We start from the raw sequence: 23,251 nt of genomic DNA, 5'->3' as shown, positions 1-23,251 counted from the left end.
GTCCTCCCCTGGGCGGGGAGTTAGCCTGACCTCTCGTTGACCGACTGGTCGGTCAACGAGAGGGAGGGATTCGCGATGCCTTTCGCACGGACCAGAGCGGGGCAGGTGTTCTACGCCGAGCAGGGCAGCGGCCCACCGGTCGTGTTGCTGCACGCCACCCTGCACGACCACACCGACTACGACGCCGTGGCCGGACCGCTGGCAGCCGCCGGCCATCGCGTACTGGCCGTCGACTGGCCGGGCCACGGCCGTTCCGAGCTGCCGGCCGAGCCGCTGACCGCGCCGCTGCTGGCCGACGTACTCGCCGATGTCGTCGCCGAACTCGACCTGGAACCAGCCGTGTTCATCGGCAACTCGGTCGGCGGGTACGCCGCGGCCAGGATCGCCCTGGACCATCCGGAGCGGGCCGCCGGACTCGTCCTGGTCAACTCCGGCGGGTTCCTCAAGGTCCCCTTCGCGGCCCGTCTCCTGGGCGTCCCGGCCGTCAGCCGGGCCGTGTTCCCGCGGCTCGTCCCCCGGTACATGAAACCGGACAGCGACCGGCTGCACGCCCTCACCCGCCGGGTCCAGGACCGGGCACGCAGCAGGACGGGCGCCGCGGTCTCGGCCGCGCTGTGGCGGAGCTTCGCCGATCCGGCCTACGACCTGCGGGCCGACGCGTCCCGGCTCGGCGTGCCCGTGCTGCTGGCCTGGGGAGCACGGGACATCGTCCTCCCGCTGTCCACCGCGCGCCGGACACAGGCGGCGATACCCGGCTCGGAACTGCGGCTGCTGCAGACCGGACATGTGGCCTTCGCCTCCGATCCGGACGGGTTCCTGGACCTGGTGCTGCCCTTCCTCGAATCGGTGACGACCGCCGGGAGCACGTCATGAGCACCGGCGTACGGCAGCAGCGCGCGGCGGCGACCCGTAAGCAGCTCATCGCCACGGGACTGGCCCTGGCGGAGCGGACGGGCCTGGCCGACATGAGCGTCAACCTCGTCGTCGCCGAGGCGGGCGTGGCCAAGGGCACGTTCTTCCACCACTTCGGCGACCGGTCGGAGTTCCTGCTGGCGCTGCACACCGAGTTCCACGACCGGGTGTTCGCGGAGATCGAGCGGACCATCGCGGGGATGCCGCCGGGACGCGACAGGCTGCTCGCGGTGGCGAACGCCTATCTCGACGAGTGCCTGCGGCATCGCGGCGTACGGGCCCTGCTGCTGGAGGCCCGGGTCGACCCCGCGATCCTCGGCGCGATCGCGGCCCGGAACAAGCTGGTCATCCAGCTGAGCAGCCCCGATTTCGCCGCCATGGGCTGGGCCCACGTGGAGCCGAGCGCGGCCATGTGGAACAGCGCCGTCGTGGAGGCCGCGATCCTCGAACTGGACGCGGGCGGCCACCGGCAGGAGGTCCGGGCGGCGCTGGAACAGTTCCTCCGGGGCCCCAAGTAGGCGGAAGGGGCCGGAACTTGAAAGCCCGGCCCCTCCTCCTCTCCCCCGCCCCCCGATCAGCCGATGCGCTCCAGCACCACCGGCGAAGCCGTGAACGCGGTGCCCTCGGCACCGATGTCGTACGACCCCTCGACGGCCTCCAGCGCGTACGCGAAGCGCTCCGGAGTGTCGGTGTGCAGGGTCAGCAGGGGCTGGCCCGCCGTCACCACGTCGCCCGGCTTGGCGTGCATCTCCACTCCCGCGCCCGCCTGCACCGGGTCCTCCTTGCGCGCACGCCCCGCGCCGAGCCGCCAGGCGGCGATGCCGATGTCGTAGGCGTCGAGGCGGGTGAGGACGCCGGAGGCCGGGGCCGTCACCACCTGCTGCTCGCGGGCCACCGGCAGTTCCGCGTCCGGGTCGCCGCCCTGTGCCGCGATCATCCGGCGCCAGACGTCCATCGCGGAACCGTCGGCCAGGGCCTTCGCCGGGTCGGCGTCCTTGATGCCGGCCGCGTCGAGCATCTCGCGGGCCAGCGCGATGGTCAGCTCGATCACGTCCGAGGGGCCGCCGCCCGCCAACACCTCGACGGATTCCCGGACTTCGAGGGCGTTGCCGGCCGTCAGGCCCAGGGGGGTCGACATGTCCGTCAGCAGCGCGACCGTCTTCACGCCGTGGTCGGTGCCCAACCCCACCATCGTGGACGCCAGTTCACGCGCGTCCTCGATCGTCTTCATGAACGCGCCCGTGCCGACCTTCACATCCAGGACCAGCGAACCGGTGCCCTCCGCGATCTTCTTCGACATGATGGAGGAGGCGATCAGCGGGATCGCCTCGACCGTGCCCGTGACGTCCCGGAGTGCGTACAGCTTCTTGTCCGCGGGGGCCAGGCCGTCGCCCGCCGCGCAGATGACGGCGCCGGTGCCCTCCAGGACGGACAGCATCTCCTCGTTGGAGAGCAGCGCGCGCCAGCCGGGGATCGACTCCAGCTTGTCGAGGGTGCCGCCGGTGTGGCCGAGGCCGCGGCCGGAGAGCTGCGGGACGGCCGCGCCGCAGGCGGCGACGAGCGGGGCCAGGGGCAGGGTGATCTTGTCGCCGACGCCGCCCGTGGAGTGCTTGTCGGCGGTCGGGCGGGAGAGGGAGGAGAAGTCCATGCGCTCGCCGGAGGCGATCATCGCGGCGGTCCAGGTGGCGATCTCCCGGCGGTTCATGCCGTTGAGGAGGATCGCCATGTTGAGGGCGGCCATCTGGTAGTCGGCCACCTCTCCGCGGGTGTACGCGTCGATGACCCAGTCGATCTGCTCGTCGCTGAGCTCACCGCGGTCCCGCTTGGTACGGATGACGGAGATGGCGTCCATGGCCATGGTGTGGCTTTCCTTCCGAGCGTTCAGAAAATGTACGGCCCCGCCGAGCGGGATGAACCAACTCGGCGGGGCCGCACGGGAGTTACCTGGTGAGATGGTCCGGCCCGAAGGCCTGCGGGAGCATCTCCGAGAGCGGCAGGACGCCCGCCGGTGTCTCCACCAGCAGACCGGGACCGCCGAACTCGTACAGCAGCTGACGGCACCGGCCGCACGGGACGAGGATGTCGCCCTTGCCGTCGACGCAGGTGAAGTGCGTCAGCCGGCCGCCGCCGGTGCGCTGGAGGTCGGACACGAGCCCGCACTCGGCGCACAGGCCGAGGCCGTACGACGCGTTCTCCACGTTGCAGCCGGAGACCGTGCGCCCGTCGTCGACCCGGGCGGCGACCCCTACCGGGTAGCCCGAGTACGGCGCGTAGGCGTGGGACATCGCCTCCCGCGCCTCGGCGCGCAGCTCGTCCCAGTCCACGGCCAACTCGGTGGCGGGCGAGGTCACTTGCCCTGTCCCTTCCGGTACGGCAGGCCGTCCGCCTTCGGCATCCGCAGATGCTGTGCGGACAGCGAGAGGACCAGCAGGGTGACGATGTACGGGCTGGCGCCGACCAGTTGGGTCGGGACCTGGTCGGTGGTGGCGTACCAGACGAACATCAGGGCCGCGATCGCGCCGGTGATGCCGGCGGGGACGTACCGCTTCTTCCAGACCAGGTAGCCGACGCCCGCGACCAGCAGGAAGCCGAGCAGCAGGATCAGCGCGTGGACGTTGGTGGCGCCGCCGCGCAGGTTGAGGCTGTCGGTGTAGCCGAACAGGCCCGCGCCGAGGGCGAGTCCGCCCGGCATCCAGTTGCCGAAGATCATCGAGGCGAGGCCGATGTAGCCGCGCCCGCCGGTCTGGCCGTCGAGGTAGACGTTCGAGGCGACGATCGACAGGAAGGCGCCGCCGAGGCCGGCGAAGCCGCCGGAGATGATCACGGCGAGGTACTTGTACTTGTAGACGTTGACGCCGAGGGACTCAGCGGCCACCGGGTTCTCACCGCAGGAGCGGAGGCGCAGGCCGAAGGCGGTGCGCCACAGGACCCACCAGGTGGCCGGTACGAGGGCCACCGCGATGACGGTGAGCGGCGACAGGTTGGTCACCAGACCGCCGACGAGACCGGCGATGTCCGAGATCAGGAACCAGTGCTTCCCGTTCAGTGTGGTCAGCCAGCTGGAGAGGCCTGGGATGTCGAAGTTGCCGAGCGAGTCGATCGGTGGGGACTGCTTGGCGGAGCCCTCGGAGGTGTTGGCGAAGGTGAACTTCGACAGATAGCGGGTGACGCCGAGCGCCAGGATGTTGATGGCGACACCGGAGACGATGTGGTTGACGTTGAACGTCACGGTGGCGACGGCGTGCAGGACGGCGCCGAGGCAGCCGCCGAGGATGCCGAACACGACACCGGTCCAGGGACCCCACTGGTAGCCGGCCCAGGCACCGAACCAGGTGCCGAGGATCATCATGCCTTCGAGGCCGATGTTGACGACGCCCGCGCGCTCGGCCCACAGACCGCCGAGACCGGCGAGACCGATCGGTACGGCGGCGCGCAGGGCCGTGGACATCTGGCCGGTGGAGGTGATGCCGTCGGCGCCGGTGATGAGGCGGACGATCGAGGTGAGGATCAGCGCGCCCGCGATGATCAGCAGGAGCACGGGGAGGGAGAATCGGCGTCCGCCCTTGCCGGGCTGCTTCGCCTGCGGCTTGGCGATGGTCGCGGTACTCATCGGGCCGCCACCTCCTTCTTCTCGGAGTTGTTCCGGGCGGCGGCGGCGAGTTCGGCGCCGACGCGGCTCTGCTGGCGGCGCAGGCCCCAGGTGCGGACGACCTCGTAGGAGATGACGACCGCGAACACGATCAGGCCCTGCATGATCGTCGCGATCTCCTTCTCGTACGCCACCGGGGTCGCGTAGTCGAGGGCGGGCGACGCCTTGTCGAGGAAGGCCCACAGGAGGGCGGCCAGCGCGATGCCGCCGGGGTTGTTGCGGCCCAGCAGGGCGATGCCGATGGCGGTGAAGCCGAGGCCCTCGGGGAAGGTGAGGCTGTAGGTGTGGCTGTCGCCGAGCAGCAGCGGCAGCCCGGCGAGGCCGGCGACACCGCCGGAGATCAGCATCGCGGTGAGCGTCATGCGCTTGGCGTCGACACCGGAGGCGGCTGCGGCGGTCTCGGACTCGCCGGTGGCGCGCAGGTCGAAGCCGAAGCGGGTGCGGTTGAGGACGAGCCAGTACAGGACGCCCATGATCACGGCGAGGAAGACCAGGCCGTAGATCTCGCCGGTGTCCGCGCCCATGTCGATGCCGGGGATCCAGCCGGACTTCTTCATGATGCCGGTCGTCATGTTGTTGCCGACCTGGACGCCCCACGTGTTGGTCTGCGTGAGGTAGAGGATCAGGCTGGTGGCGATCGCGTTCAGCATGATCGTCGCGACGACCTCGCTGACCCCGCGGGTGACCTTCAGGACGCCCGCGATCCCGGCCCAGAAGGCGCCGGTGAGAACGGCGACCAGGAGCAGCAGCGGCACCTGGAGGACAGCCGGCAGGCCCACGTGGGCGCCGACGACCGCGGTCATCACGGCGCCGAGGCGGTACTGGCCGTCGACACCGATGTTGAACAGGTTCATCCGGAAGCCGAGGGCGACCGCCAGGGCGGCGATGTAGTACATCGACGCCTGGTTGATGATCAGCACCTGGACGTCCGAGTACCCGATCTGCTGGAGCATCAGGTTGTACGGCTCGATCGGGTTCTTGCCCGAGGCGAGCAGCACGACCGAGGTCAGCAGGATCGCCGCGACAAGCGCCATGACCGGGCCGGCCACGGCGAGGAGCAGCCGCTCCTTGTCGAACTTCTTCATCGGGCCTCGTCCTCCGGGGCGGTGTCGTCGGCGCCGTCTTCTGCGGACTCTTCGACGTGTTCGAGGTGACCGGACGCGGCGCCGGTCATGGCCGAGCCGAGCTCCTCCGGTGTGACGGTGGCCGGGTCGGCGTCGGCGACCAGCCTGCCGTCGTAGATCACGCGCAGGGTGTCCGACAGGCCGATCAGTTCGTCCAGGTCGGCGGAGATCAGCAGTACGGCGAGGCCCTCGCGGCGGGCGGCGCGGATCTGGTCCCAGATCGCGGCCTGCGCGCCGACGTCCACACCGCGGGTGGGGTGGGCGGCGATCAGGAACTTCGGTTTGTGGCTCATCTCGCGGCCGACGATCAGCTTCTGCTGGTTGCCGCCGGACAGGGAGGCGGCGGTGACGTCGATGCCGGGGGTGCGGACGTCGTACTCCTCGACGATCCGGCGCGTGTCCTCCTGGGCGCCCTTGATGTCGAGCCAGACGCCCTTCGCGTTGGGCTTCTCGGTGACGTGGCCGAGGATGCGGTTCTCCCAGAGCGGGGCTTCCAGGAGGAGGCCGTGGCGGTGGCGGTCCTCGGGGATGTAGCCGATGCCGTGTTCGCGGCGCTTGCGGGTGGCCCAGGGGGTGATGTCGTCGCCGAGGAAGGTGATCGTGCCGGAGTCGGCGTTCTTCAGGCCGATCAGCGCGTCGATGAGCTCGGTCTGGCCGTTGCCCTCGACGCCGGCGATGCCCATGACCTCACCGGCGTGGATGGTGAAGGTGACGTCGTCGAGGACCCGCTTGGCGGCACCGCCCGCGACGGCCGCGTCGCCGAGCAGTCCGCCGGCGGCGTAGACGGTGAGGTTGTCGACCTCGATGACGGGCTGGTCGGTGACCGTCGACTCGGCCGTCTCGGGGGTGGGGAGTTCGCTGCCGACCATCATCTCGGCGAGCTGCCGGGAGGTCGTCTCGGCGGGGACGGCCGTGCCGACCGTGGTGCCGCGCCGGATGACGGTGATCTCGTCGGCGACGGACAGGACCTCGCCCAGCTTGTGCGAGATGAAGATGACGGCGAGGCCCTCGGACTTCAGCTCGCGCAGGTTGTTGAAGAGGGCGTCGACCTCCTGCGGGACCAGGACGGCGGTGGGCTCGTCGAGGATCAGGGTGCGGGCGCCGCGGTAGAGGACCTTGAGGATCTCGATGCGCTGGCGCTCGGCGACACCGAGGCTCTCGACGAGGACGTCGGGGCGGACGTTCAGGCCGTAGCGGTCGGAGAGCTCCTTGATCTTCTTGCGGGCGCCGCCGCCGATGCCGTAGAGCTTCTCGCTGCCCAGGACGACGTTCTCCAGGACGGTGAGGTTGTCGGCCAGCATGAAGTGCTGGTGGACCATGCCGATGCCGCGGGCGATGGCGTCGGCGGGCGACGAGAAGGTGACCTGCTCGCCGTCGACGGCGATGGTGCCCTCGTCCGGCTTCTGCATGCCGTAGAGGATCTTCATCAGGGTCGACTTGCCGGCGCCGTTCTCGCCGACGAGGGCGTGCACGGTGCCTTTTCGGACACTGAAGCGGATGTCGCTGTTGGCGACGACACCGGGGAAGCGCTTGGTGATCCCGGCCAACTCGACCGCGGTCGACTGTGCGGTGAGCGGAGGGCTGCTGGACGCGTCGATGGCGAACTCTCCTCGTGGAAAGGGGCCTCTCTACGCGCGTAGCGCCCCTGCTTTAAATAGTGCCCGGACCTGACCGGCTTTGTTTGACATCCGATCCGTTCCGAGCATTCTGCCGCGAGAACGGGGCGCGGGGAGACATCCTCCCCACACCCCGTTCCGTGGCCGTAACGCTGTCATTACAGCGCTCTTTTGGCCATGGTCGTGACTGGCCTACGACCGTCCGTTCAGGAGGTCTTGACCGTGATCGAGCCGTCCTTGATGCCCGCCTCGGCCTTCTTGAGGGCGGCCTGCAGGGTGGCGTTGTTCTTGAAGGTCGGGTTGGAGTCGGCCAGGCCGACGCCGCCGTTGCTCAGCGAGCCGCGGATCTCACCGGTGAGCGGCTTCTTGTCCTTGATGACGGACTTGGCGAGGTCGTACACCGCGCCGTCGACGTTCTTCAGCGCCGAGGTGAGGATGTACGGCTTGTAGGCGGCGAGCGCCTTCTGGTTGTACTGGTCGGAGTCGACACCGATCGCCCACACCTTGTGCGCGGCGGCGGCCTTGATGACGCCCTGGCCGGAGAGGCCCGCGGCGGCGTAGACGACGTCCGCGCCGGCCTCGATCTGGCCCTCGGCGGCGGCCTCGCCCTTGTCGGGGCTGGAGAAGCCGCCCTCCTCGGCGGTCTGGGTCAGGTACTGCGACTTGACCTTCACGCCCTTCTTGGTGTCGGCGACACCTTGGGCGAAGCCCGCCGCAAACTTGTGGATCAGCGGGACGTCCACGCCGCCGACGAAGCCGACGGTGTTGGTCTTCGTGGTGAGCGCGGCGGTGACGCCGGCCAGGTAGGAGGACTGCTCCTCGTGGAAGACCATGTCGGCGACGTTGGCGGCCTTGTCCTGTTCGTCGTCGATGATGCCGAAGCTGATGTTCGGGAACTTCGCCGCGGCCTCCTTGACGGCCGGCGCGTAGGCGAAGCCGACGCCGATGACCGGGTTGTAGCCGGCCCGGGCCAGCGTCTCCAGACGCTGCGTCTTGTCGGCGTCGGACTCGCCGTCCTGCGGCTCCACGTCGCGACCGCTGACGCCGAAGTCCTTCTCGGCCTTGGTGAAGCCGGCGTACGCGGCGTCGTTGAAGGACTGATCGCCCTTGCCACCGACGTCGTAGGCGAGGCCAATACCCTTGGAGGAGCCGCTGCTGCTACTGCTGCTGGCGGACGAGCTGGACGAGCTGCCACAGGCGGAGACGGTGACGGCAAGAGCTGCGGTTGCAACGCCTGCAACGGCGATACGGGACACCCGGCGCATGGAACGAGACTCCTTCGTGCAAGCGCCCCAACCAGGCGCTGGTTCCGTCGCAGAGTAACGCGCGTAGACATGAGGGAGAACCCCAACTTGCCAGAGCGTTATCCGACCGTTTTGAACCTTTGCCAAACGCCAAGCACCCGGATGGCGGACACCGAGAACACGGGGAGCCCCGGGACCGTTTCGGTCCCGGGGCTCCCCGCTTCGGCGTCAGGAGGGCGCTGCCGTCCTCACTTGGTCGTGGTGGCGACCTTGACCGTGCCGTCGATGATGTCCTGCTTGGCCTTGTCCACCGCGGCCACGGCGGCGGTCATGGCCTTGTACTTCGGGTTGGTGTCGGAGAAGCCGACACCGTCGTTGTCGAGGCCGTAGCGGATCACGCCGGTCTTGGGCTTGCCCTCGTACACGGACTTCACCAGGTCGTAGACGGCGCCGCCGACGTTCTTCAGCGCCGAGCCGAGGATGGAGTCCTTGTACTTGGCCAGCGCGGCCTGCTCGTACTGGTCGGAGTCCACTCCGATGGCCCACACGCCCTTGGCGGAGGCCTCGGAGATGACGCCCTGGCCGGAGAGACCGGCGGCGGCGTAGATGACGTCCGCGCCCGCCTCGATCTGGCCGCTGGCCGCGTCCTTGCCCTTGTCGGGGCTGGAGAAGCCGCCCTCGGCCGCGGTCTGCGTGAGGTACTGCGACTCGATCTTGATGCTGGGGTTGACGGACTTGGCGCCCTGGTCGAACCCGGCCTCGAACTTGTGGATCAGCGGGACGTCGACGCCACCGATGAAGCCGATGTGGTTCTTCTTGGTCGCCTTGGCCGCGGCAACGCCCGCCAGGTACGAGGACTGCTCCTCGTGGAAGACGAGGTCGGCCACGTTGGCGGCCTTGTCCTGCTCGTCGTCGATGATGCCGAACGTGATGTTCGGGTACTTCGCGGCGGCTTCCTTGACGGCGGGCGCGTAGGCGAAGCCGACGCCGATCACCGGGTTGTAGCCGGCCTGGGCGAGCTGCTCCAGGCGCTGCACCTTGTCCGCGTCGGACTCGCCGTCCTGCGGCTCGATGTCGCGGCCGGAGAGCTTGAACTCCTTCTCGGCCTTCTGGAAGCCGGCGTAGGCCGCGTCGTTGAAGGACTGGTCGCCCTTGCCGCCGACGTCGTAGGCGAGGCCGATGCCCTTGCCGGTGTACTTGCCGGTCGAGGACGACGAGCTGCCGGTGGCCTTGTTGGCATCCTTGCTGGAGCTACCGCAGGCGGTAGCCGCGAGGGCGATGACCGTGACGGCCACCGCGGCTTGGGAGAACTTCGTCCTCCGAGATGTATGACGCACAGCAAGCACTCCTTCGTCCTCACGGCACCGTCACCGGACCGCTTCCCCAACGCGCCGCCTCTGGTGGCGATTTCCGCGCACAGTAACGCGCGTAGACGAGGAGGGGAACGGGGTTTCTCCTTGCCGTTACCGGATCGTGCCGCCGCCGCGTTACGTTCACGCGCCGGTGGTTACACCCGGGTGACACAAGGGGACGTAGGGGTACCGAACGGGCACCCCTACGCACCCCGTCCCGCTCAGAGAGCCGCGTCGATCAGCGCCGCGGCGGTGAAAAGCTCCACTCCGACCGTGATCGCGGACTCGTCGGCGTCGAAGTCGCCCTGGTGGAGATCCCGTACGGTCCGCTCCCCCGGGGTGCGCACGCCCAGCCGGGCCATGGCACCCGGCACGTGCTCCAGGTACCAGGAGAAGTCCTCGCCGCCCAGGCTCTGCTCGGTGTCCTCGACGGAGAGCGGCCCGCGGCGCGCGACCATGGCGTCCCGCAGCAGCTCGGTGACGAGCGCGTCGTTGACGACGGGCGGCACCCCGCGCACGTAGTCGATCACGGTCTTGGCCCGGTGCAGCCCGGCGACCTCGTCGATCGCCGCGTGCACGATGTCGGGCGCCCGCCGCCACGCGTCGAGATCGAGACACCGTACGGTGCCCGACAGCTCGGCGTGCTGCGGAATGACGTTGGGGGCGTGGCCGGACTCGATCCGCCCCCAGGTCACGGAGACCCCGCTCCGCGCGTCCATACGGCGGGCGACGACAGCAGGCACGTCGATGGCGACCCGGGCGGCGGCGGTGACCAGGTCGGTGGTGAGGTGCGGCCGGGCGGTGTGCCCGCCGGGCCCGTCGAGGGAGACTTCAAGCCGGTCGCAGGCGGAGGTGATGGGCCCCACCCGCAGCCCGATCCTTCCGCTGTCGACCTTGGGATCGCAGTGCACGGCGATGATCCGCCCGACCCCCTCCAGCACCCCGCACTCGATGGCGTCGGCGGCACCGCCCGGCAGGATCTCCTCGGCGGGCTGGAAGAGCAGCCGCACCGGCCGGGGCAGCAGGCCCTGCTCGTGCAGCCGGGCCAGCACGAGGCCGGCGCCCAGCACCACGGTGGTGTGTACGTCGTGGCCGCAGGCGTGGGCGCGGTCGGGCACGGTGGAGCGGTACGCGCAGTCACTCTTCGTGTCCGGGATCGGCAGGGCGTCGATGTCGGCGCGCAGCGCGAGCATGGGTACGGCGCTGTCGCACGGCCCGATGTCACAGACGAGGCCGGTGCCGATGGCGAGGACGCGCGGTTCGAGCCCGGCGGCTTCCAGCCGGGCCTTGATCGCGGCGGTGGTCCGGAACTCCTGATTGCCCAGCTCGGGATGCATGTGCAAGTCCCGGCGGAACGCGACGAGTTCGGCCCGCAGGTCCTCCGGCAGGGTGCCCGGAAGCACATTCCCGGCAGATTCGGCCTCGGACTCCGCCTCGGATTCCTCGGACTCTGGTGACATCAATTGCTTCACCCTCTGAAGGGTAGGGCGCCCGGGTGGTCAACTGACCCTCGATCAACAAAAGTTCAACCCGTTAGACGAAGAAAATCTGACCGCCGGCCGCATAGCCGCTCGCGGGGATGGGTATGCTTCCCGCTTCTTCTGGGATACCACGTCACATCAGGCTCCAGCCTGCCCCGTCCGTATCCCGGAATCCTCACCACCACGCGACGCTACGGCTACACAGCGTGTCCGCGCCTGGGTCTGGCGGGAAGTGGATCTCCAGGCCGCCGACCTTGCTAGGGTCCGCCGACGTGACCGACGACTCGCACGCGGACGCATCCGCGGACTTCATAGAGGCCACCCGTTCCTCCTACGACGCGATCGCCCCCGCGTACAGCGCGGAACATCCCGACGGACTCGGCGACGGCCCCATCGAACACGGCCTGCTGACCGCCTTCGCCGGTCTCGTCCGGGCGGCGGCGGGCGAGGCACCGGTGGCCGACGTGGGCAGCGGCCCCGGCTATGTGACGGCGCGCCTGAACGCCCTCGGCCTCCCGGCCTTCGGCATCGACATCTCCCCGCACATGGTGGCCCTGGCCCGCGAGGCACATCCCCAACTCCGGTTCGAGGTCGGCTCGATGACGTCCCTGGACGTACCGGACGCGACACTGGGCGGCATCATCGCCCTCTACTCGACGATCCACATCCCGGACACCGAACTGCCCGGCGTCTTCGCGGAGTTCCACCGCGCCCTACGGCACGGCGGCCACGTACTCCTCGCGTTCCAGGCCTCGGAGGGCGAACACATCCACATGACGGAGCGCTACGGCCTGGACATCTCGCTCAACTACTACTTCCGCGCCCCGGCCGAGGTCGCCGCGTTCCTCACGGGGGCGGGCCTGAGCCTGGACGCGCAGGTGCGGGTGGAGCCACGGGGGACGCAGAAGCTGGGGCGGGCGTTCGTGTTCGCTCACCGGCCTTCGGGGTCCGCCTGACGGGAATTCGACGTAGGACTGCAACCAAGCGGCGGAGAGGGGCAGTTGGGCCTGCCGGGCGGAATCAATGTGCCTGCGTCGCTTCCCACTCTCGATCGAGCATCGCGTGCACCACGGAATCACGCCACCGCCCGGCCTTCAGGACGTGCTCACGGATGATTCCCTCCTCGACCATGCCCACGGCGGCCATGGTTTTCGCGGATGCCTCATTCAGTGGTGAGCGTGCTCCCCAGATGCGATGCAGTCCGAGGTCCTCGAACCCGAACCCCAGCAGGAGTTGAACGGTCTCGACGCCGTATCCGACCCCCCAGACGTCCGGGCGCAGCGCGAAACCCATCGTGGCCGCGCGCTGCTGGTGTGGATCGATGGCGATGCGTCCGAACCCGATCAGTGCGTTGTCGGCGCGCTCGATGATCCCGAGTGCGTATTCGGTGCGCGGTGTCTCGCGGGCGGACGCGACAGACCGGTCCACGATGTGCCCGACCTGCTCTCGGGTTCGCGGTTCGAACGACAAGTGCCGCGTCGCCTCTGGGCTCCCGTAAATGGCGTGCACCGCGTCCACATCCTCGACGGACAGTTCACGGAGGGCCAGACGCGGGCCCAAGTGTTCGACCAGGGACATGGCCTGGACTCTACCCACGGGGCAGCGCCGGTCGACTCGCCGGGAACGCCTCGATCTCTGCGCGGAGGTCCCGGGCGACGACGGCGGTCTGTGCCGAGCTGCTCATCAACGCCTGCCGGACCCTCAGTGCGGAAACGACGATGCCGTTGTTCCGGTGGGAGGCCGGAAGATCGAGGACCGGGCGGATGGCTTCGGCGCTGCCGTCCACGTCTCCGTTGAAGAGGCGGATCATGGCGAGATCGCACTGCGATCCCGCAAGGTCCCCGAACGCCCAGTTCGGTGAGGTGGGATCACTGAAGCCCCGCACCGCCTGCTCGGCTTGCGCGGCGAGCCGAGCGTCACCATGGCGAAGGAGTGCCGCCGACTCCACCTCGTAGTAGAGCTGTTTCTCAGGGGCGTAGGTGAACAAGCCGCCCAACTGGTCGAGTTCGTCAGGCACGACCTGCTCACGGCGGTCGGTCGCACGCTGATTGGCGGCCCGTACGGATTCCGAGTCCCCGAGAACGGCGGCGGCGCGGGCCTGGAGTCCGAGGAGCCATAGCCCGACAGTGCCGCGGAGGTCCGCAGCGATCTCAACTCCCTGGCTGGCGTAGTGGTAGGCGTCTTCGGGCCTGTCCGCCCAGTAGGCGATCAAAGACTTGAGGCCCTCAGTGAGGGCGATGAGGCCGGAGTGTTCGGCGTCCCTGGCGCATGAAGCGGCGACCCGGGTCATGGTCATCGCCTCGTGCGGCACCTGCATGTCGTTGAATCCTTTGGCCACGAGGAACGACAACACGGCCCCCTTCACGTTCAGGTCGCGCAACTGTGTCGGCCGGACCCTGCCTCCCTCCAGGAGCCGGAAGACCTGGTCCTGGGTCTCCAGCAGGTCGTCCCAGATCGTCGACAGGGATTCACGCGGGTATGCAGCGACCAAGCGCTGTACCTCGTCGTCCAGCAGGCCGAGCGTGTCTTCGCCGACCGCCTCTCGGTCTTTGCCCATGAGGAACTGCTTCGCACGCTGTACGGCCATCACGCCGCTCCTTTTCATCTCGCTCAGGTCCAGGCCGGCATCGGCTTGGCGGCCAGTCGACGACGCACCGGTCAGCGGAACGAAATTCGGCGTCGTGCCCTCGGGTACCTCGGTCCACAGGTCGTCGATGCTGTAGCCCAGCATCGCGACCACCACCGGCCGGAAAGCCCGCTGAGGTTTCCGCCCCTCGTAGATCCATCCTTCGACGGTCTTCAGCGCCGGCTCCACGTTTTCCAGGCCGAGCTGCGCGGCTGTCTGCCGGTACAGCGGGAGAGCGTCCTCCGGACTACGAATGCCGCGTACTTCGAGGGCGTACCGGAAGAACAACACAGCGCCTCCTGCTCCATCCGCCTAGCACGTCATTGTCACGACGGTAGAACGTTCCCCAGTCAAGTTGCCCTGCACAGACGGTACTTAGCAGCTCCGAGGGAAATCCGAGGGAAAGCAGCGACAGGCGGCCAGAACCCGAGGGCGATTTGGGGGTAGAGCCGTCCGCAATCGATTGCCACGCTCATAGCAGCCGTCACTGAGAGTACGCGTACGAGCACAATCGTGGATCAGGGAGTTTCCCCATGCCCTCCAGAGTTACCGGATCGGCGAGCCTCAAGAAGGCGCCATCAGGACCACCCCGAGATGCGTCAGCGGATGGTCTCCCGAGCTTCGATGTCGTCCTACCCTCAGAGCCATGCCGTGTTGAGCAAGCACGCCATAGCACCAACGCGTGGCTGAAGCAGCGATGTGGCATGACGGACGACCGATCCGCTCTCCTTCTGCTCGTGGTCTCCGAGTTGTGCGCCAACGCGATCCAGCACGGGCGATCCGAGGTGTTCGGGCTCTGCGGTCGGATGCGCTCCGACGGAAGTGTCCGGCTGGAAGTGCGGGACTGGTCCCCTTCGGCGGTTCCGTTACCCCAGCGCGCCGAGCCGATGGACGAAGGTGGCCGCGGCCTGTTCCTGGTCGACGCGTTCGTCGCGGACGACCTGGGCGGCGCTTGGGGCTTCGAGGACGACGGCACTGTTGCCTGGTGCGAGGTGCCGCTACGCGCCGACGGATCAGCCTGCGCCTCGCCACCTGGATCGATGCGTCGCTGGCCTTCGTGAGCATGCCGACCGCGAACACCGTCACGGAACCCACCCCTGTGCCGCCCGGACGGACAGGGTCCGACTCCCATGATCGTTTGGAGCCCAGCATGCACGAACTGCTCGGTCCCACCGCACCGGACGCCGTCGACTACACGGCCCTGGAGAACTTCGCCGCCTTACGGGGGCAACTGCGCGTCTCCTTCACCCCCCGCTGCAACATCGCGTGCTTCTTCTGCCACAACGAAGGGGATGTACCGCCTCCGCTCACGCGAGTCGACCGCTCCCTGCAACCAAGGCCGCGCGTGCTCGGTCCCGACGACTACGTCAGGATCATCGGCGCCCTCATGAAGGCGGGCCTCAAACGCGTGTACTTCACCGGTGGCGAACCGCTGGTCTCCCCGCTCGCCCGCCCCGTTCTGGAGCAGTTGCCCGCAAGCGGGCCTGACGCCGGCTACACCCTGATCACCAACGGCACACGGGTTCGCACGGCACAGAAGTGGCTGGCCGGCTCCTGCCTGGACAAGATCAAGGTGAGCCTTCACTACTTCTCCGACGAGACCCTGCGTGTCATCGCCGGCACCCACTTCGGCATCGACCTGGTATTCGACGGCATCGAGGCGGCTCGGGAAGTCTGTGAACGCGTGGAACTGAACACCCTGCTTCTGCGCGAGAACCAGGACGACATCCCGCGCATCCTCGACTTCGCCCTGGAGCGACGGATGCCGGTCCAGTTCATCGAGTTGGTCAGCACCGACTTCAACGAGGGACGCGCTGCCTCGGCTGTACCGGCCGACTCGGTGGTCTCCTACCTGCGGACCCTGACCGGCGACGAGCATACGGAGATCGCGGGGGTCGGCCAGGGTCGACGCGTCTTCCGTGTCGACGGCGTCGAGATCGACGTCATTCACCGCAACCTGGGGCGTCATCACGTCGGCCAGTGCGGCACCTGCCCCCGCCGTGCCCACTGCGTCGAGGGCTTCTGGGCCCTACGCCTGGACCACAACGGTGGCCTTCAGCCCTGTCTGCTCCGCGACGACCTACGTCTGGACCTCGTCCCGCTCCTGCCCGCGCCGGACCGGATCGTGAACAACGTCGCTGGACACGTCACCGCCTTCACGGAGGGAACCCTGTGAGCCACGTACCAGACCTGGCTCTGCCGTATCAGCCCTTCTCCTACGAAGGCGCGGTGAGTCCGTTCATCGTTCTGGAAGGAGTCTCCGGCATCGGCAAGTCCACGCTGACGAAGCTCCTCGTCAAGCGTCTGGGCGCCACTGGTATCCACACCCTGCCCAAGCCGCACACGGACTGGTCCAAAACGGCGAACGCCCGGCTGCGTCCGCTGCCCCAGCTCGCGTTCTACCTTTCCGGCGTCCTGCACACCTCCGACTCGATCCGGCAGACCCGTCAGATGGGCCCCGTCGTAGCCGACCGATACGTGTCGTCGGTGATCGCCTGTCACGCGGCAGTACACCGAGTCGGCGTCCACCACGTCAGCCAACTCCTGGAACCCTTCCTTCCCTACCTGTTATGTCCCACCAGCACGTTCTATCTGCGCTGTTCCGAGGAGACATTGAAGGAACGGCTGGCGGGCAAGCCGGAACGGACCCTCGACGACATCGACCTGATCAACGTTCCGGAACGCCTGGAACGACTGCTGGACAACTTCACCGCAGTGGCCGATCGCGATCCGACGGCCGTTTGGGTCGACACCGACGGCAAGACCGCCGAGGACCTCTGCGGCTGGATCGCCGACCGCGTGGAGAAGGCTCATGCTTAATTCCATCGACACCACCACCGTTATCCGGGACGGAGGTGCCGTCGGCACGTTTCCCGGCGAGATCCACGAAGGGGTGGCTTGGTGGCTAGGCGCCTGCCTGGTGGTCACGCACAAGGCGGAGCTCATCGCGGTCGCCCACAACGAGCACCCCGTCATCGGCGAGTTCGCCAGTCGGTTGTGCCGCGGTGCCATCAACGCCCAACACTACGCATGCACGGTGCGAACCCTCGGGTGCCAGACACGAGATCGCCTGCGCGCGATGCTGGAACGCTTCGGTGGCGTACCGGGAGCGTGGGTGTCCGCTGAGGACGACGCCGGTGTCACGACCGTACGTATCGAGTTGTTCGGCTACGACGGCTCGTCGCTCGGCGAGAGCACCGGCCTGGCGGAGATCCGGAGGCTGATCGCCGAGGATCGAGTCCCCAGGCCGGTCAACGATCAGGCCAAGGGACAGATCGTGCCCTGCCGATACGACCTCACAGACGGGGGCCGAATGTGATCAACGCAGCGGAGATCATCCAGTCCGGGACAGGGATTCTGTTCGTCACACTCGACTCGCTCCGCTACGACGTAGCCCGTGACGCCATGGGCGAGGGACTCACTCCCTGCCTGGAGCAGCTCATCCCAGAGGGAAAGTGGGAACGACGCCACACCTCCGGAAGCTTCACCCTCCCGGCACACATGTCGTTCTTCAGCGGTTTCCTGCCCAAGCTCCCGCAGCCGGAGCAACCTCCACGGCTGTGGGAGTGCCGTCCCCCCGCCTTCAAGGCCGTGACCGAGGGAACCTTCATCTTCGACGCGCCCAATCTCCTCGAAGGGTTGAGCCGGCACGGCTACCACTCCGTGTGCGTAGGAGGTGTGACGTACTTTTCCCGAGAGACGCCGTTGGGGTCGGTGCTGCCCGACCTCTTCGACGAGGACCACTGGCGACCGGAGTTCTGCTCGCCCGAGATCGACTCCACACGCCATCAGGTCGACCACGCCGTCGAACTCGCCGAACATCACAACGGGCAACCGCTGTTCCTGTTCGTCAACGTCTCGGCCACACATGTGCCCCACGGCCACTACATCGGCAAGAGCATCGACACAGTCACATCCCAGAAGGCAGCTCTCGCCTATGTGGATCGCCATCTCAGTCGACTGATCAACACCCTTACAGCGAAAGGGCGTTGGCTGATCATCCTCTGCGCCGACCACGGAGACGCGTACGGCGACGACGGGTTCCACGGCAGAGGAATCGCGCATCCCACTGTGATGAACGTGCCGTTCGCCTGCTGGGTGGGGTGACGCTCGCTACGCTCGCGTGCCATGAGCGACCATCACAACCACAACCGTGCTCGCGATGCTTCCGTGATCGTGGCCCGCGACAGGGATGGCCTCGTGGCCGTTCTGAGCGCGGACTTCCCCAAGCACGGTGGTGAGTACCTCTTCCTTCCAGGCGGGCGCAGAGAGGACGGCGAGACGCCCGAACAGTGCGCTCGCCGGGAACTCCGGGAAGAGGCCGGCGTCAGCGCCGACGTCTGGAACGCGCTCGGCTCGTACGCGATGACTCTGGGATCGGCGGCCCGTGTGCACCTGTTCGAAGCCACGTCGATCACCTGCGGTCCCCAGCAACTCACGCCCACAGAACAGGACTTCAAGCTGTTGTGGTGGTCCATGGCAGATGCGCTCAGCGCAGCGTCACAGGGCCGATTCCTCCTGCCGGCGGGCCCATTGGCCCTCTTTCTCGCCAACAGCGGCGGACAAGGCCGACCCATCAGGCCCTCGAATGGTCTCGCGCGACAGTGACAAGCAGCGGCGACCACCCCGCGAGTTCCCCGCGCAGCGTCACGCCGTGCAGGGGCGGACCGTTCCAGAAGCTGTCGAGGAAGATCGGCGGGAGGGTTCTCCCCGCTCGGTGACGTCGTGGTCCCCGCACAACTCGAAAGGGTGAACGCATCCCGTCCTCCAAGAACTCCCCGAGACGGTCGGGTACTTCGCCGAGTTCCTGGAAATCAACCTGGGTAACACCCCCGCCGGAATGCAGTGGAAGGAAATCATGTCGTTCGTCAGCTACTTCCCCGGCCGGGGGACGGTCCGTGAGACGGCCTACCTTGAGGGCAGGGCCGAAGGTGAGGCCAAGGGGATTCTGTTCGTGCTGGAGGCGCGCGGCATCCCCGTACCGGACAGCGTGCGCGAGCGCATCACCACCTGCACCGATCTCGACCGTATGGACGCCTGGTTGGAGCGTTCCCGCACGGTCGAGCGGGCGGAGGACCTGTTCGCCGAGGACCCGGAGACTCCGGGGACCGGGCCCGAGGCGGACTGAGCGACGAACACCACGGGCGTTGACGTGATGAGCGTGCCGTTCGCCTGCTGGGTCACGTCCTCGGCAGGCTTCGCGCGACCGTGACCAGCAGCGGCGACCCCACCCCGAGCCGCGCCGCGCAGTCCGCGATGGTCTCCGTCAGCCAGCCCACCGCCTCGCAGGACCACTCGGCGAGTTCCCCGCGGAGCGTCATGCCGTGCAGGGGCGGGCCGTTCCAGAAGGTGTCGTGGAAGAGGGGTGGGAGGGTGTCGGCCCGCTCGGTGACGTCGTGGGCCCCGTATGTGAAGACGTCCTGGGCCAACTCGGCCAACGCGTTGGCGAGTTGGTGTGCCACGGCCGGGATCGTGGGGGCGCGACCGCTGTTGACGGCGACGTCCACCGGGGTCTTCGCCGCAGGATCGCGCTCGCCGAACCACTCGGTCGTCCGCATCGACGGCACGACGGCGTAGGGCGGCCGGGACGCGGGCCCGATCCCCTGTACCGGCAGCAGCACCTGGACCGCGGAGAGCCGTACCGTGCCGATCCGTGCTGTCGTGTCCTGGGCGCAGCGGAGGAACGGCTGTACGGGCAGCGGGCGTTCACTCGGCACCGCACCGGCCTCGACCTGGAACCAGGAGACGAGTCCCGCGTCGGGCGCGGCGCCCGGATGGCTCCAGCCGGCGTCGTTCATGGCCCAGAGTCCCGGGCCGCCGACCGGGCGTTTCCCGCCGGTCGTCCCCGATGTCAGGACCGCCCGGTCCTCCAGCCAGCCCATGGCGAGCGACCGTCGGTGGAAGAGCTGGTACGCGTCGTGCTCGGAGTCGGGGTCGTGCCAGGCGTGCGGGGTCAGTTCGCCGTAGAGGGCGGCGAACATGGTGCCGGCGGTGGGAGTGGTCGTGGGCGCGATTCCTGGTTGCACCGCTCAAGCCTGACAGGCCACCCCCGCCCCTCGCCCTACGCCGCCGTCACCGCCGACAACCGGTGCACGTCCTTCGCCGTCCCCGTCACCCCCGACAAGAACCCCTGCGCCCGGGGCGAGGCGTTCTCCGTCAGCCAGGCGGGGTCGATGTCGCAGACCGCGACCCGGACCTCCGTGCCCACCAGGGCGAGGGGGAGGGTGTGGACCACGGTTGACGGGAAGCTCAGGATCGTACGGCCGATGGGGCCGCGGCGGGCGATCAGTTCCAGGGGGAGGTCCGGGCGGACGATCTCCAGGCCCGTCTCGACCGCCAACCGGTGGAGTTTCTCCGTGCTTTCGCGGCGGTGGGCGAAGTAGCGCGTCGCGCCGTGCGTCTTGGCGAGGGCGGTGACCGCCTCCACATAGCGGTCGGCGTCCACCACGCCCGTCTCGACGAGGGACGTGCCGACCATGTCCGCGCCCTTGGTGATGCGGGGCGGGCCGAAGGTGGCGCGGGTCCAGGCGAACTCGTTCGCCGTGATCGTGACGCCCTCCGGGGTCTCCTCGATCGGCATCGAGGAGAAGATCTCCACCTTGCGGCGGGGGCTGGGGGTGAGGCGGCGGCGGGCCGAGGACGAGACCGGGGCGAAGATCAGGTCGCGAGGGCCCGGGCGGCCACCCTTGCGGTGCCAGCGGACCAGGCGTTCGCCGCTGGCCAGTTGGGCTACGAACTCCATCGTGGCCGTGCCGTCGTCGACCACCACCAGGTCGCGTGCCCTGGTGATCGTCAGCAGCAGCTGCACATACCGCGAGAACGGGTCGCCCATGACGATCCGGTCCGCCTTGCGGAGGAGCCGTGTGAGGCCGCCGATGGTCTGGAAGGGGGCCGCGGGTCCGCCCCGCGCCTCCTCCCAGCGCACGGTGTGGCCTTCGTCGCGGGCGAGGTCGGCCATGCGGCGCAACTGGCCGCGGGTCATCGGGTCGGTCGGCGACAGGACCACGAGGGTGAGCCCCCCGCCAGGTGCCTCCTCGGCCCGGAGCGCACGGAGGTGCGCCCACTCCAGCACGTTCAGAAGCTGTACCGGACTCTCCACGAACGCGAGAGTGTGGGGGGTGAGGCCGGCGGTGCCGGCGTGGGGGCTCATTGTCGTACGACCGTCCCGTGACCGTAAGTGACGCTGGCGCTTAATGGTTCAGACTCAGACCGAGACCGGCTCGCCTGCGGCCGCGGCGATCTCGGCCTCGGCGACGACGCCGTTGACGCGGCGCAGCTTCTTCATCGGGCCGAGCTCCGACTCGTAGACCTTCTTGACGCCGTCGCCGAGGGAGGCCTCGATGGTGCGGATGTCGCGGACGAGGCGGGTCAGGCCCTGCGGCTCGACGGAGGCGGCCTGGTCCGAGCCCCACATGGCGCGGTCGAGGGTGATGTGACGCTCGACGAAGGTGGCGCCGAGCGCGACCGCGGCGAGGGTGGTCTGCAGGCCCGTCTCGTGACCGGAGTAGCCGATCGGGACGTTGGGGTACTCGGCCTGGAGGGTGTTGATGACGCGGAGGTTGAGCTCCTCGGCCTGCGCCGGGTAGGTCGAAGTGGCGTGGCACATCAGGATGTTGTCCGAGCCGAGGACCTCGACCGCGTGGCGGATCTGCTTCGGGGTCGACATGCCGGTGGAGAGGATGACCGTGCGGCCCGTGGAGCGGAGGGAGCGCAGGAGTTCGTCGTCCGTGAGGGAGGCGGAGGCGACCTTGTGGGCCGGCACGTCGAACTTCTCCAGGAAGGCGACGGCCTCGGTGTCCCACGGAGAGGCGAACCAGTCGATGTTCTTCGACTTGGCGTAGTCGTCGATCTGGCGGTACTCGTCCTCGCCGAACTCCACACGGTGGCGGTAGTCGATGTAGGTCATGCGGCCCCAGGGGGTGTCGCGCTCGATGTCCCACTGGTCGCGCGGGGTGCAGATCTCCGGGGTGCGCTTCTGGAACTTGACGGCGTCGCAGCCGGCCTCGGCGGCGGCGTCGATCAGCTTGAAGGCGTTCTCCAGCTCACCGTTGTGGTTGATGCCGATCTCGCCGACGACGTAGACGGGGTGGCCGGGGCCTGCGGTCTTCGAACCGAACTGGCGCAGACGGGAGTTGTTGCTCATGACAGCGGGTTTCCTTACTTGGTGAGGGAATCGAGAGAGGGGCCGAGGATCCAGCTGGCGATCTCTCGGACAGCGCCGTCGCCACCGGGCACGGTGGTGACCGCGCGTGCGGCGCCGCGTACGACGTCGTGGGCGCTCGCGACCGCCACGGGCCAGCCCACGAGGGCGAAGCACGGGAGGTCGTTGACGTCGTTGCCGACGTAGAGCACGCGCTCCGGCGCGATGCCCTGCTCCTCGCACCACTGCTTGAGTGCGAGGTCCTTCCGGTCGATGCCGTGCAGGACCGGGAGTTGGAGCTTCCGGGCCCGGGCGGCGACGACCGGGTTCTGCTCCGAGGACAGGATCAGCATCTTCAGGCCGGTCTTGCGCAGGGCCGCGATGCCGAGGCCGTCTCCGCGGTGCACGGAGACGAACTCGCGTCCGTCGGAATCGATCAGCACCCTGTCGTCGGTCTGGGTGCCGTCGAAGTCGAGTACGACCGCGTCGATGTCGTCGGCGGTCGGGAGTGAGCCGGGGCGGTCCGCGTCGAAGAGCGGCGCCAACGCCCTTGCCCTGGCCAGCTCGTGCGGGTCGTCGATCTCCAACACCCGCGCCGGGTCGGTCCGTACGAGTTCCGTGCGGCCGAAGAAGCGGTGGCCGACCTTGCGGAAACCGGCCGCGTCCATGCCGTAGACGGCGCCGGTCTCCAGGAAGTCCTGGGGGCGGTCCTGGCGGCGCGGGCGGAAGGACTTGTCGTGGTTGACGCCGTAACCGCCGCTGGTGACGGGCGGGTTGGTGACCTTCGTGGCGCCCCCGACCTCACCCGTGCGGGTCGGCTCGACGACCGTCGTCGCCTCGTCGTCCGCGTCGCGCCACACGAAGCCGTGGAAGGGGGCGACGGTGTGCGCGGTGTCGGCGCCGTTCACGACGATCGCGTTGACGATGCCGTCGACGTCCTCGCGGACGATGAAGGGGCTGGTGCACTGCACGAGCAGGACCACGTCGACGGCCGCGCCGTGCAGCGCCTCGTGGGCGTCCATGGCGTGCAGGACGGCGGCCTCGGAGGTCGCCGTGTCACCGGCGATGGCGGCGGGGCGCAGCACGACCTCGGCGCCGGCCTGGCGG

General features: G+C 68.6%; 24 protein-coding genes. 10 read left to right on the top strand and 14 right to left on the bottom strand.

Translation table 11 applies throughout. From position 1 onward, the window contains the following. The first annotated feature begins 75 nt into the window (after positions 1-75). Positions 76-873 (top strand): alpha/beta fold hydrolase, encoded by a 798-nt coding sequence (locus R6V09_RS03260; RefSeq protein ID WP_317879800.1) that lies wholly within the window; start codon positions 76-78, stop codon positions 871-873. After that, the gene (locus R6V09_RS03255) at positions 870-1,430 is read left to right on the top strand and encodes a TetR/AcrR family transcriptional regulator (protein WP_317879799.1); all 561 of its coding nucleotides are present in this window, start codon (positions 870-872) and stop codon (positions 1,428-1,430) included. Before R6V09_RS03260 ends, R6V09_RS03255 begins: the two co-directional genes overlap by 4 nt. Positions 1,431-1,486: 56 nt before the next feature. Here the strand turns inward: R6V09_RS03255 and R6V09_RS03250 are convergent, their stop codons facing one another. From R6V09_RS03250 to R6V09_RS03215, 8 genes are all read right to left on the bottom strand, one after another. Next, entirely contained in the window at positions 1,487-2,770 is a 1,284-nt protein-coding gene (locus R6V09_RS03250; protein ID WP_317879798.1) for a thymidine phosphorylase, read from the bottom strand. 82 nt (positions 2,771-2,852) lie between these two features. Beyond that, the gene (locus tag R6V09_RS03245; RefSeq protein ID WP_043677202.1) at positions 2,853-3,263 is read right to left on the bottom strand and encodes a cytidine deaminase; all 411 of its coding nucleotides are present in this window, start codon (positions 3,261-3,263) and stop codon (positions 2,853-2,855) included. Next, positions 3,260-4,522 (bottom strand): ABC transporter permease, encoded by a 1,263-nt coding sequence (locus R6V09_RS03240; RefSeq protein ID WP_317879797.1) that lies wholly within the window; start codon positions 4,520-4,522, stop codon positions 3,260-3,262. Before R6V09_RS03240 ends, R6V09_RS03245 begins: the two co-directional genes overlap by 4 nt. Then, positions 4,519-5,646 (bottom strand): ABC transporter permease, encoded by a 1,128-nt coding sequence (locus R6V09_RS03235; protein ID WP_317879796.1) that lies wholly within the window; start codon positions 5,644-5,646, stop codon positions 4,519-4,521. Before R6V09_RS03235 ends, R6V09_RS03240 begins: the two co-directional genes overlap by 4 nt. Continuing rightward, on the bottom strand, positions 5,643-7,283 hold the full coding sequence (locus tag R6V09_RS03230) for an ABC transporter ATP-binding protein (protein WP_442809960.1): 1,641 nt from the start codon (positions 7,281-7,283) through the stop codon (positions 5,643-5,645). The genes R6V09_RS03235 and R6V09_RS03230 overlap by 4 nt, the downstream gene beginning before the upstream one ends. A 224-nt stretch (positions 7,284-7,507) precedes the next feature. Then, a complete protein-coding gene (locus R6V09_RS03225) occupies positions 7,508-8,566 on the bottom strand; it encodes a BMP family lipoprotein (RefSeq protein WP_317879794.1) in 1,059 nt (352 codons plus the stop codon). Positions 8,567-8,793: 227 nt separating this feature from the next. Next, complete coding sequence (locus R6V09_RS03220) at positions 8,794-9,840, bottom strand: BMP family lipoprotein (protein WP_317879819.1); 1,047 nt, start codon at positions 9,838-9,840, stop codon at positions 8,794-8,796. 278 nt (positions 9,841-10,118) lie between these two features. Then, a complete protein-coding gene (locus R6V09_RS03215; protein WP_317879793.1) occupies positions 10,119-11,357 on the bottom strand; it encodes an amidohydrolase in 1,239 nt (412 codons plus the stop codon). A 293-nt stretch (positions 11,358-11,650) separates the two neighbouring features. Here R6V09_RS03215 and R6V09_RS03210 point away from each other — a divergent pair, with 293 nt between their 5' ends. Then, complete coding sequence (locus R6V09_RS03210) at positions 11,651-12,334, top strand: class I SAM-dependent DNA methyltransferase (protein ID WP_317879792.1); 684 nt, start codon at positions 11,651-11,653, stop codon at positions 12,332-12,334. A gap of 64 nt (positions 12,335-12,398) precedes the next feature. Here the strand turns inward: R6V09_RS03210 and R6V09_RS03205 are convergent, their stop codons facing one another. Beyond that, positions 12,399-12,956 (bottom strand): GNAT family N-acetyltransferase, encoded by a 558-nt coding sequence (locus R6V09_RS03205; RefSeq protein WP_317879791.1) that lies wholly within the window; start codon positions 12,954-12,956, stop codon positions 12,399-12,401. Between the two features lie 10 nt (positions 12,957-12,966). Further along, positions 12,967-14,295 carry a hypothetical protein gene (locus tag R6V09_RS03200; RefSeq protein WP_317879790.1) on the bottom strand — a complete coding sequence of 443 codons (1,329 nt, stop codon included), beginning with the start codon at positions 14,293-14,295 and terminating at the stop codon, positions 12,967-12,969. 242 nt (positions 14,296-14,537) lie between these two features. Here R6V09_RS03200 and R6V09_RS03195 point away from each other — a divergent pair, with 242 nt between their 5' ends. The 7 genes from R6V09_RS03195 to R6V09_RS03165 all read left to right on the top strand — a co-directional run bounded on the left by R6V09_RS03195 (position 14,538) and on the right by R6V09_RS03165 (position 19,132). After that, complete coding sequence (locus R6V09_RS03195) at positions 14,538-15,065, top strand: ATP-binding protein (RefSeq protein WP_317879789.1); 528 nt, start codon at positions 14,538-14,540, stop codon at positions 15,063-15,065. A gap of 89 nt (positions 15,066-15,154) precedes the next feature. Next, positions 15,155-16,180 (top strand): radical SAM protein, encoded by a 1,026-nt coding sequence (locus R6V09_RS03190; protein WP_317879788.1) that lies wholly within the window; start codon positions 15,155-15,157, stop codon positions 16,178-16,180. Further along, positions 16,177-16,824, top strand: a complete 648-nt coding sequence (locus tag R6V09_RS03185; RefSeq protein ID WP_317879787.1) for an AAA family ATPase — start codon at positions 16,177-16,179, stop codon at positions 16,822-16,824. The genes R6V09_RS03190 and R6V09_RS03185 overlap by 4 nt, the downstream gene beginning before the upstream one ends. Next, a complete protein-coding gene (locus R6V09_RS03180) occupies positions 16,817-17,323 on the top strand; it encodes a hypothetical protein (RefSeq protein WP_317879786.1) in 507 nt (168 codons plus the stop codon). Before R6V09_RS03185 ends, R6V09_RS03180 begins: the two co-directional genes overlap by 8 nt. Next, positions 17,320-18,111, top strand: a complete 792-nt coding sequence (locus R6V09_RS03175) for an STM4013/SEN3800 family hydrolase (RefSeq protein WP_317879785.1) — start codon at positions 17,320-17,322, stop codon at positions 18,109-18,111. Before R6V09_RS03180 ends, R6V09_RS03175 begins: the two co-directional genes overlap by 4 nt. A gap of 21 nt (positions 18,112-18,132) precedes the next feature. Then, positions 18,133-18,612 (top strand): NUDIX hydrolase, encoded by a 480-nt coding sequence (locus tag R6V09_RS03170; RefSeq protein ID WP_317879784.1) that lies wholly within the window; start codon positions 18,133-18,135, stop codon positions 18,610-18,612. A 250-nt stretch (positions 18,613-18,862) separates the two neighbouring features. After that, on the top strand, positions 18,863-19,132 hold the full coding sequence (locus R6V09_RS03165) for a hypothetical protein (protein ID WP_317879783.1): 270 nt from the start codon (positions 18,863-18,865) through the stop codon (positions 19,130-19,132). A 52-nt stretch (positions 19,133-19,184) separates the two neighbouring features. On the opposite strand, the gene R6V09_RS03160 is transcribed toward R6V09_RS03165, so the two are convergent. From R6V09_RS03160 to R6V09_RS03145, 4 genes are all read right to left on the bottom strand, one after another. Further along, positions 19,185-20,030, bottom strand: coding sequence for a hypothetical protein (locus tag R6V09_RS03160; RefSeq protein ID WP_317879782.1), 846 nt, complete (start codon positions 20,028-20,030; stop codon positions 19,185-19,187). Between the two features lie 35 nt (positions 20,031-20,065). Further along, on the bottom strand, positions 20,066-21,154 hold the full coding sequence (locus tag R6V09_RS03155) for a hypothetical protein (RefSeq protein ID WP_317879781.1): 1,089 nt from the start codon (positions 21,152-21,154) through the stop codon (positions 20,066-20,068). 54 nt (positions 21,155-21,208) lie between these two features. Then, the gene (locus R6V09_RS03150) at positions 21,209-22,147 is read right to left on the bottom strand and encodes an N-acetylneuraminate synthase family protein (RefSeq protein WP_317879780.1); all 939 of its coding nucleotides are present in this window, start codon (positions 22,145-22,147) and stop codon (positions 21,209-21,211) included. Positions 22,148-22,161: 14 nt separating this feature from the next. Beyond that, the coding region (locus tag R6V09_RS03145) for an N-acylneuraminate cytidylyltransferase (RefSeq protein WP_317879779.1) at positions 22,162-23,251 on the bottom strand (1,090 nt) is incomplete at its 5' end.

Origin of the sequence: Streptomyces sp. W16 (assembly GCF_033194735.1) — a bacterium.
Taxonomy (GTDB): domain Bacteria; phylum Actinomycetota; class Actinomycetes; order Streptomycetales; family Streptomycetaceae; genus Streptomyces.
The sequence above is the reverse complement of the archived record's forward strand: the minus strand, read 5'-3'. Positions and strand labels throughout refer to the sequence as shown.

Excerpts from the sequence above, each read along its gene's own strand:
- R6V09_RS03260 (WP_317879800.1), top strand. The coding sequence starts at position 76 with ATGCCTTTCGCACGGACCAGAGCGGGGCAGGTGTTCTACGCCGAGCAG.
- R6V09_RS03225 (WP_317879794.1), bottom strand. The coding sequence starts at position 8,566 with ATGCGCCGGGTGTCCCGTATCGCCGTTGCAGGCGTTGCAACCGCAGCT.
- R6V09_RS03255 (WP_317879799.1), top strand. The coding sequence starts at position 870 with ATGAGCACCGGCGTACGGCAGCAGCGCGCGGCGGCGACCCGTAAGCAG.
- R6V09_RS03240 (WP_317879797.1), bottom strand. The coding sequence starts at position 4,522 with ATGAGTACCGCGACCATCGCCAAGCCGCAGGCGAAGCAGCCCGGCAAG.
- R6V09_RS03170 (WP_317879784.1), top strand. The coding sequence starts at position 18,133 with ATGAGCGACCATCACAACCACAACCGTGCTCGCGATGCTTCCGTGATC.
- R6V09_RS03235 (WP_317879796.1), bottom strand. The coding sequence starts at position 5,646 with ATGAAGAAGTTCGACAAGGAGCGGCTGCTCCTCGCCGTGGCCGGCCCG.
- R6V09_RS03205 (WP_317879791.1), bottom strand. The coding sequence starts at position 12,956 with ATGTCCCTGGTCGAACACTTGGGCCCGCGTCTGGCCCTCCGTGAACTG.
- R6V09_RS03215 (WP_317879793.1), bottom strand. The coding sequence starts at position 11,357 with ATGTCACCAGAGTCCGAGGAATCCGAGGCGGAGTCCGAGGCCGAATCT.
- R6V09_RS03250 (WP_317879798.1), bottom strand. The coding sequence starts at position 2,770 with ATGGCCATGGACGCCATCTCCGTCATCCGTACCAAGCGGGACCGCGGT.
- R6V09_RS03195 (WP_317879789.1), top strand. The coding sequence starts at position 14,538 with ATGCCCTCCAGAGTTACCGGATCGGCGAGCCTCAAGAAGGCGCCATCA.
- R6V09_RS03150 (WP_317879780.1), bottom strand. The coding sequence starts at position 22,147 with ATGAGCAACAACTCCCGTCTGCGCCAGTTCGGTTCGAAGACCGCAGGC.
- R6V09_RS03155 (WP_317879781.1), bottom strand. The coding sequence starts at position 21,154 with ATGAGCCCCCACGCCGGCACCGCCGGCCTCACCCCCCACACTCTCGCG.
- R6V09_RS03190 (WP_317879788.1), top strand. The coding sequence starts at position 15,155 with ATGCACGAACTGCTCGGTCCCACCGCACCGGACGCCGTCGACTACACG.
- R6V09_RS03180 (WP_317879786.1), top strand. The coding sequence starts at position 16,817 with ATGCTTAATTCCATCGACACCACCACCGTTATCCGGGACGGAGGTGCC.
- R6V09_RS03165 (WP_317879783.1), top strand. The coding sequence starts at position 18,863 with ATGTCGTTCGTCAGCTACTTCCCCGGCCGGGGGACGGTCCGTGAGACG.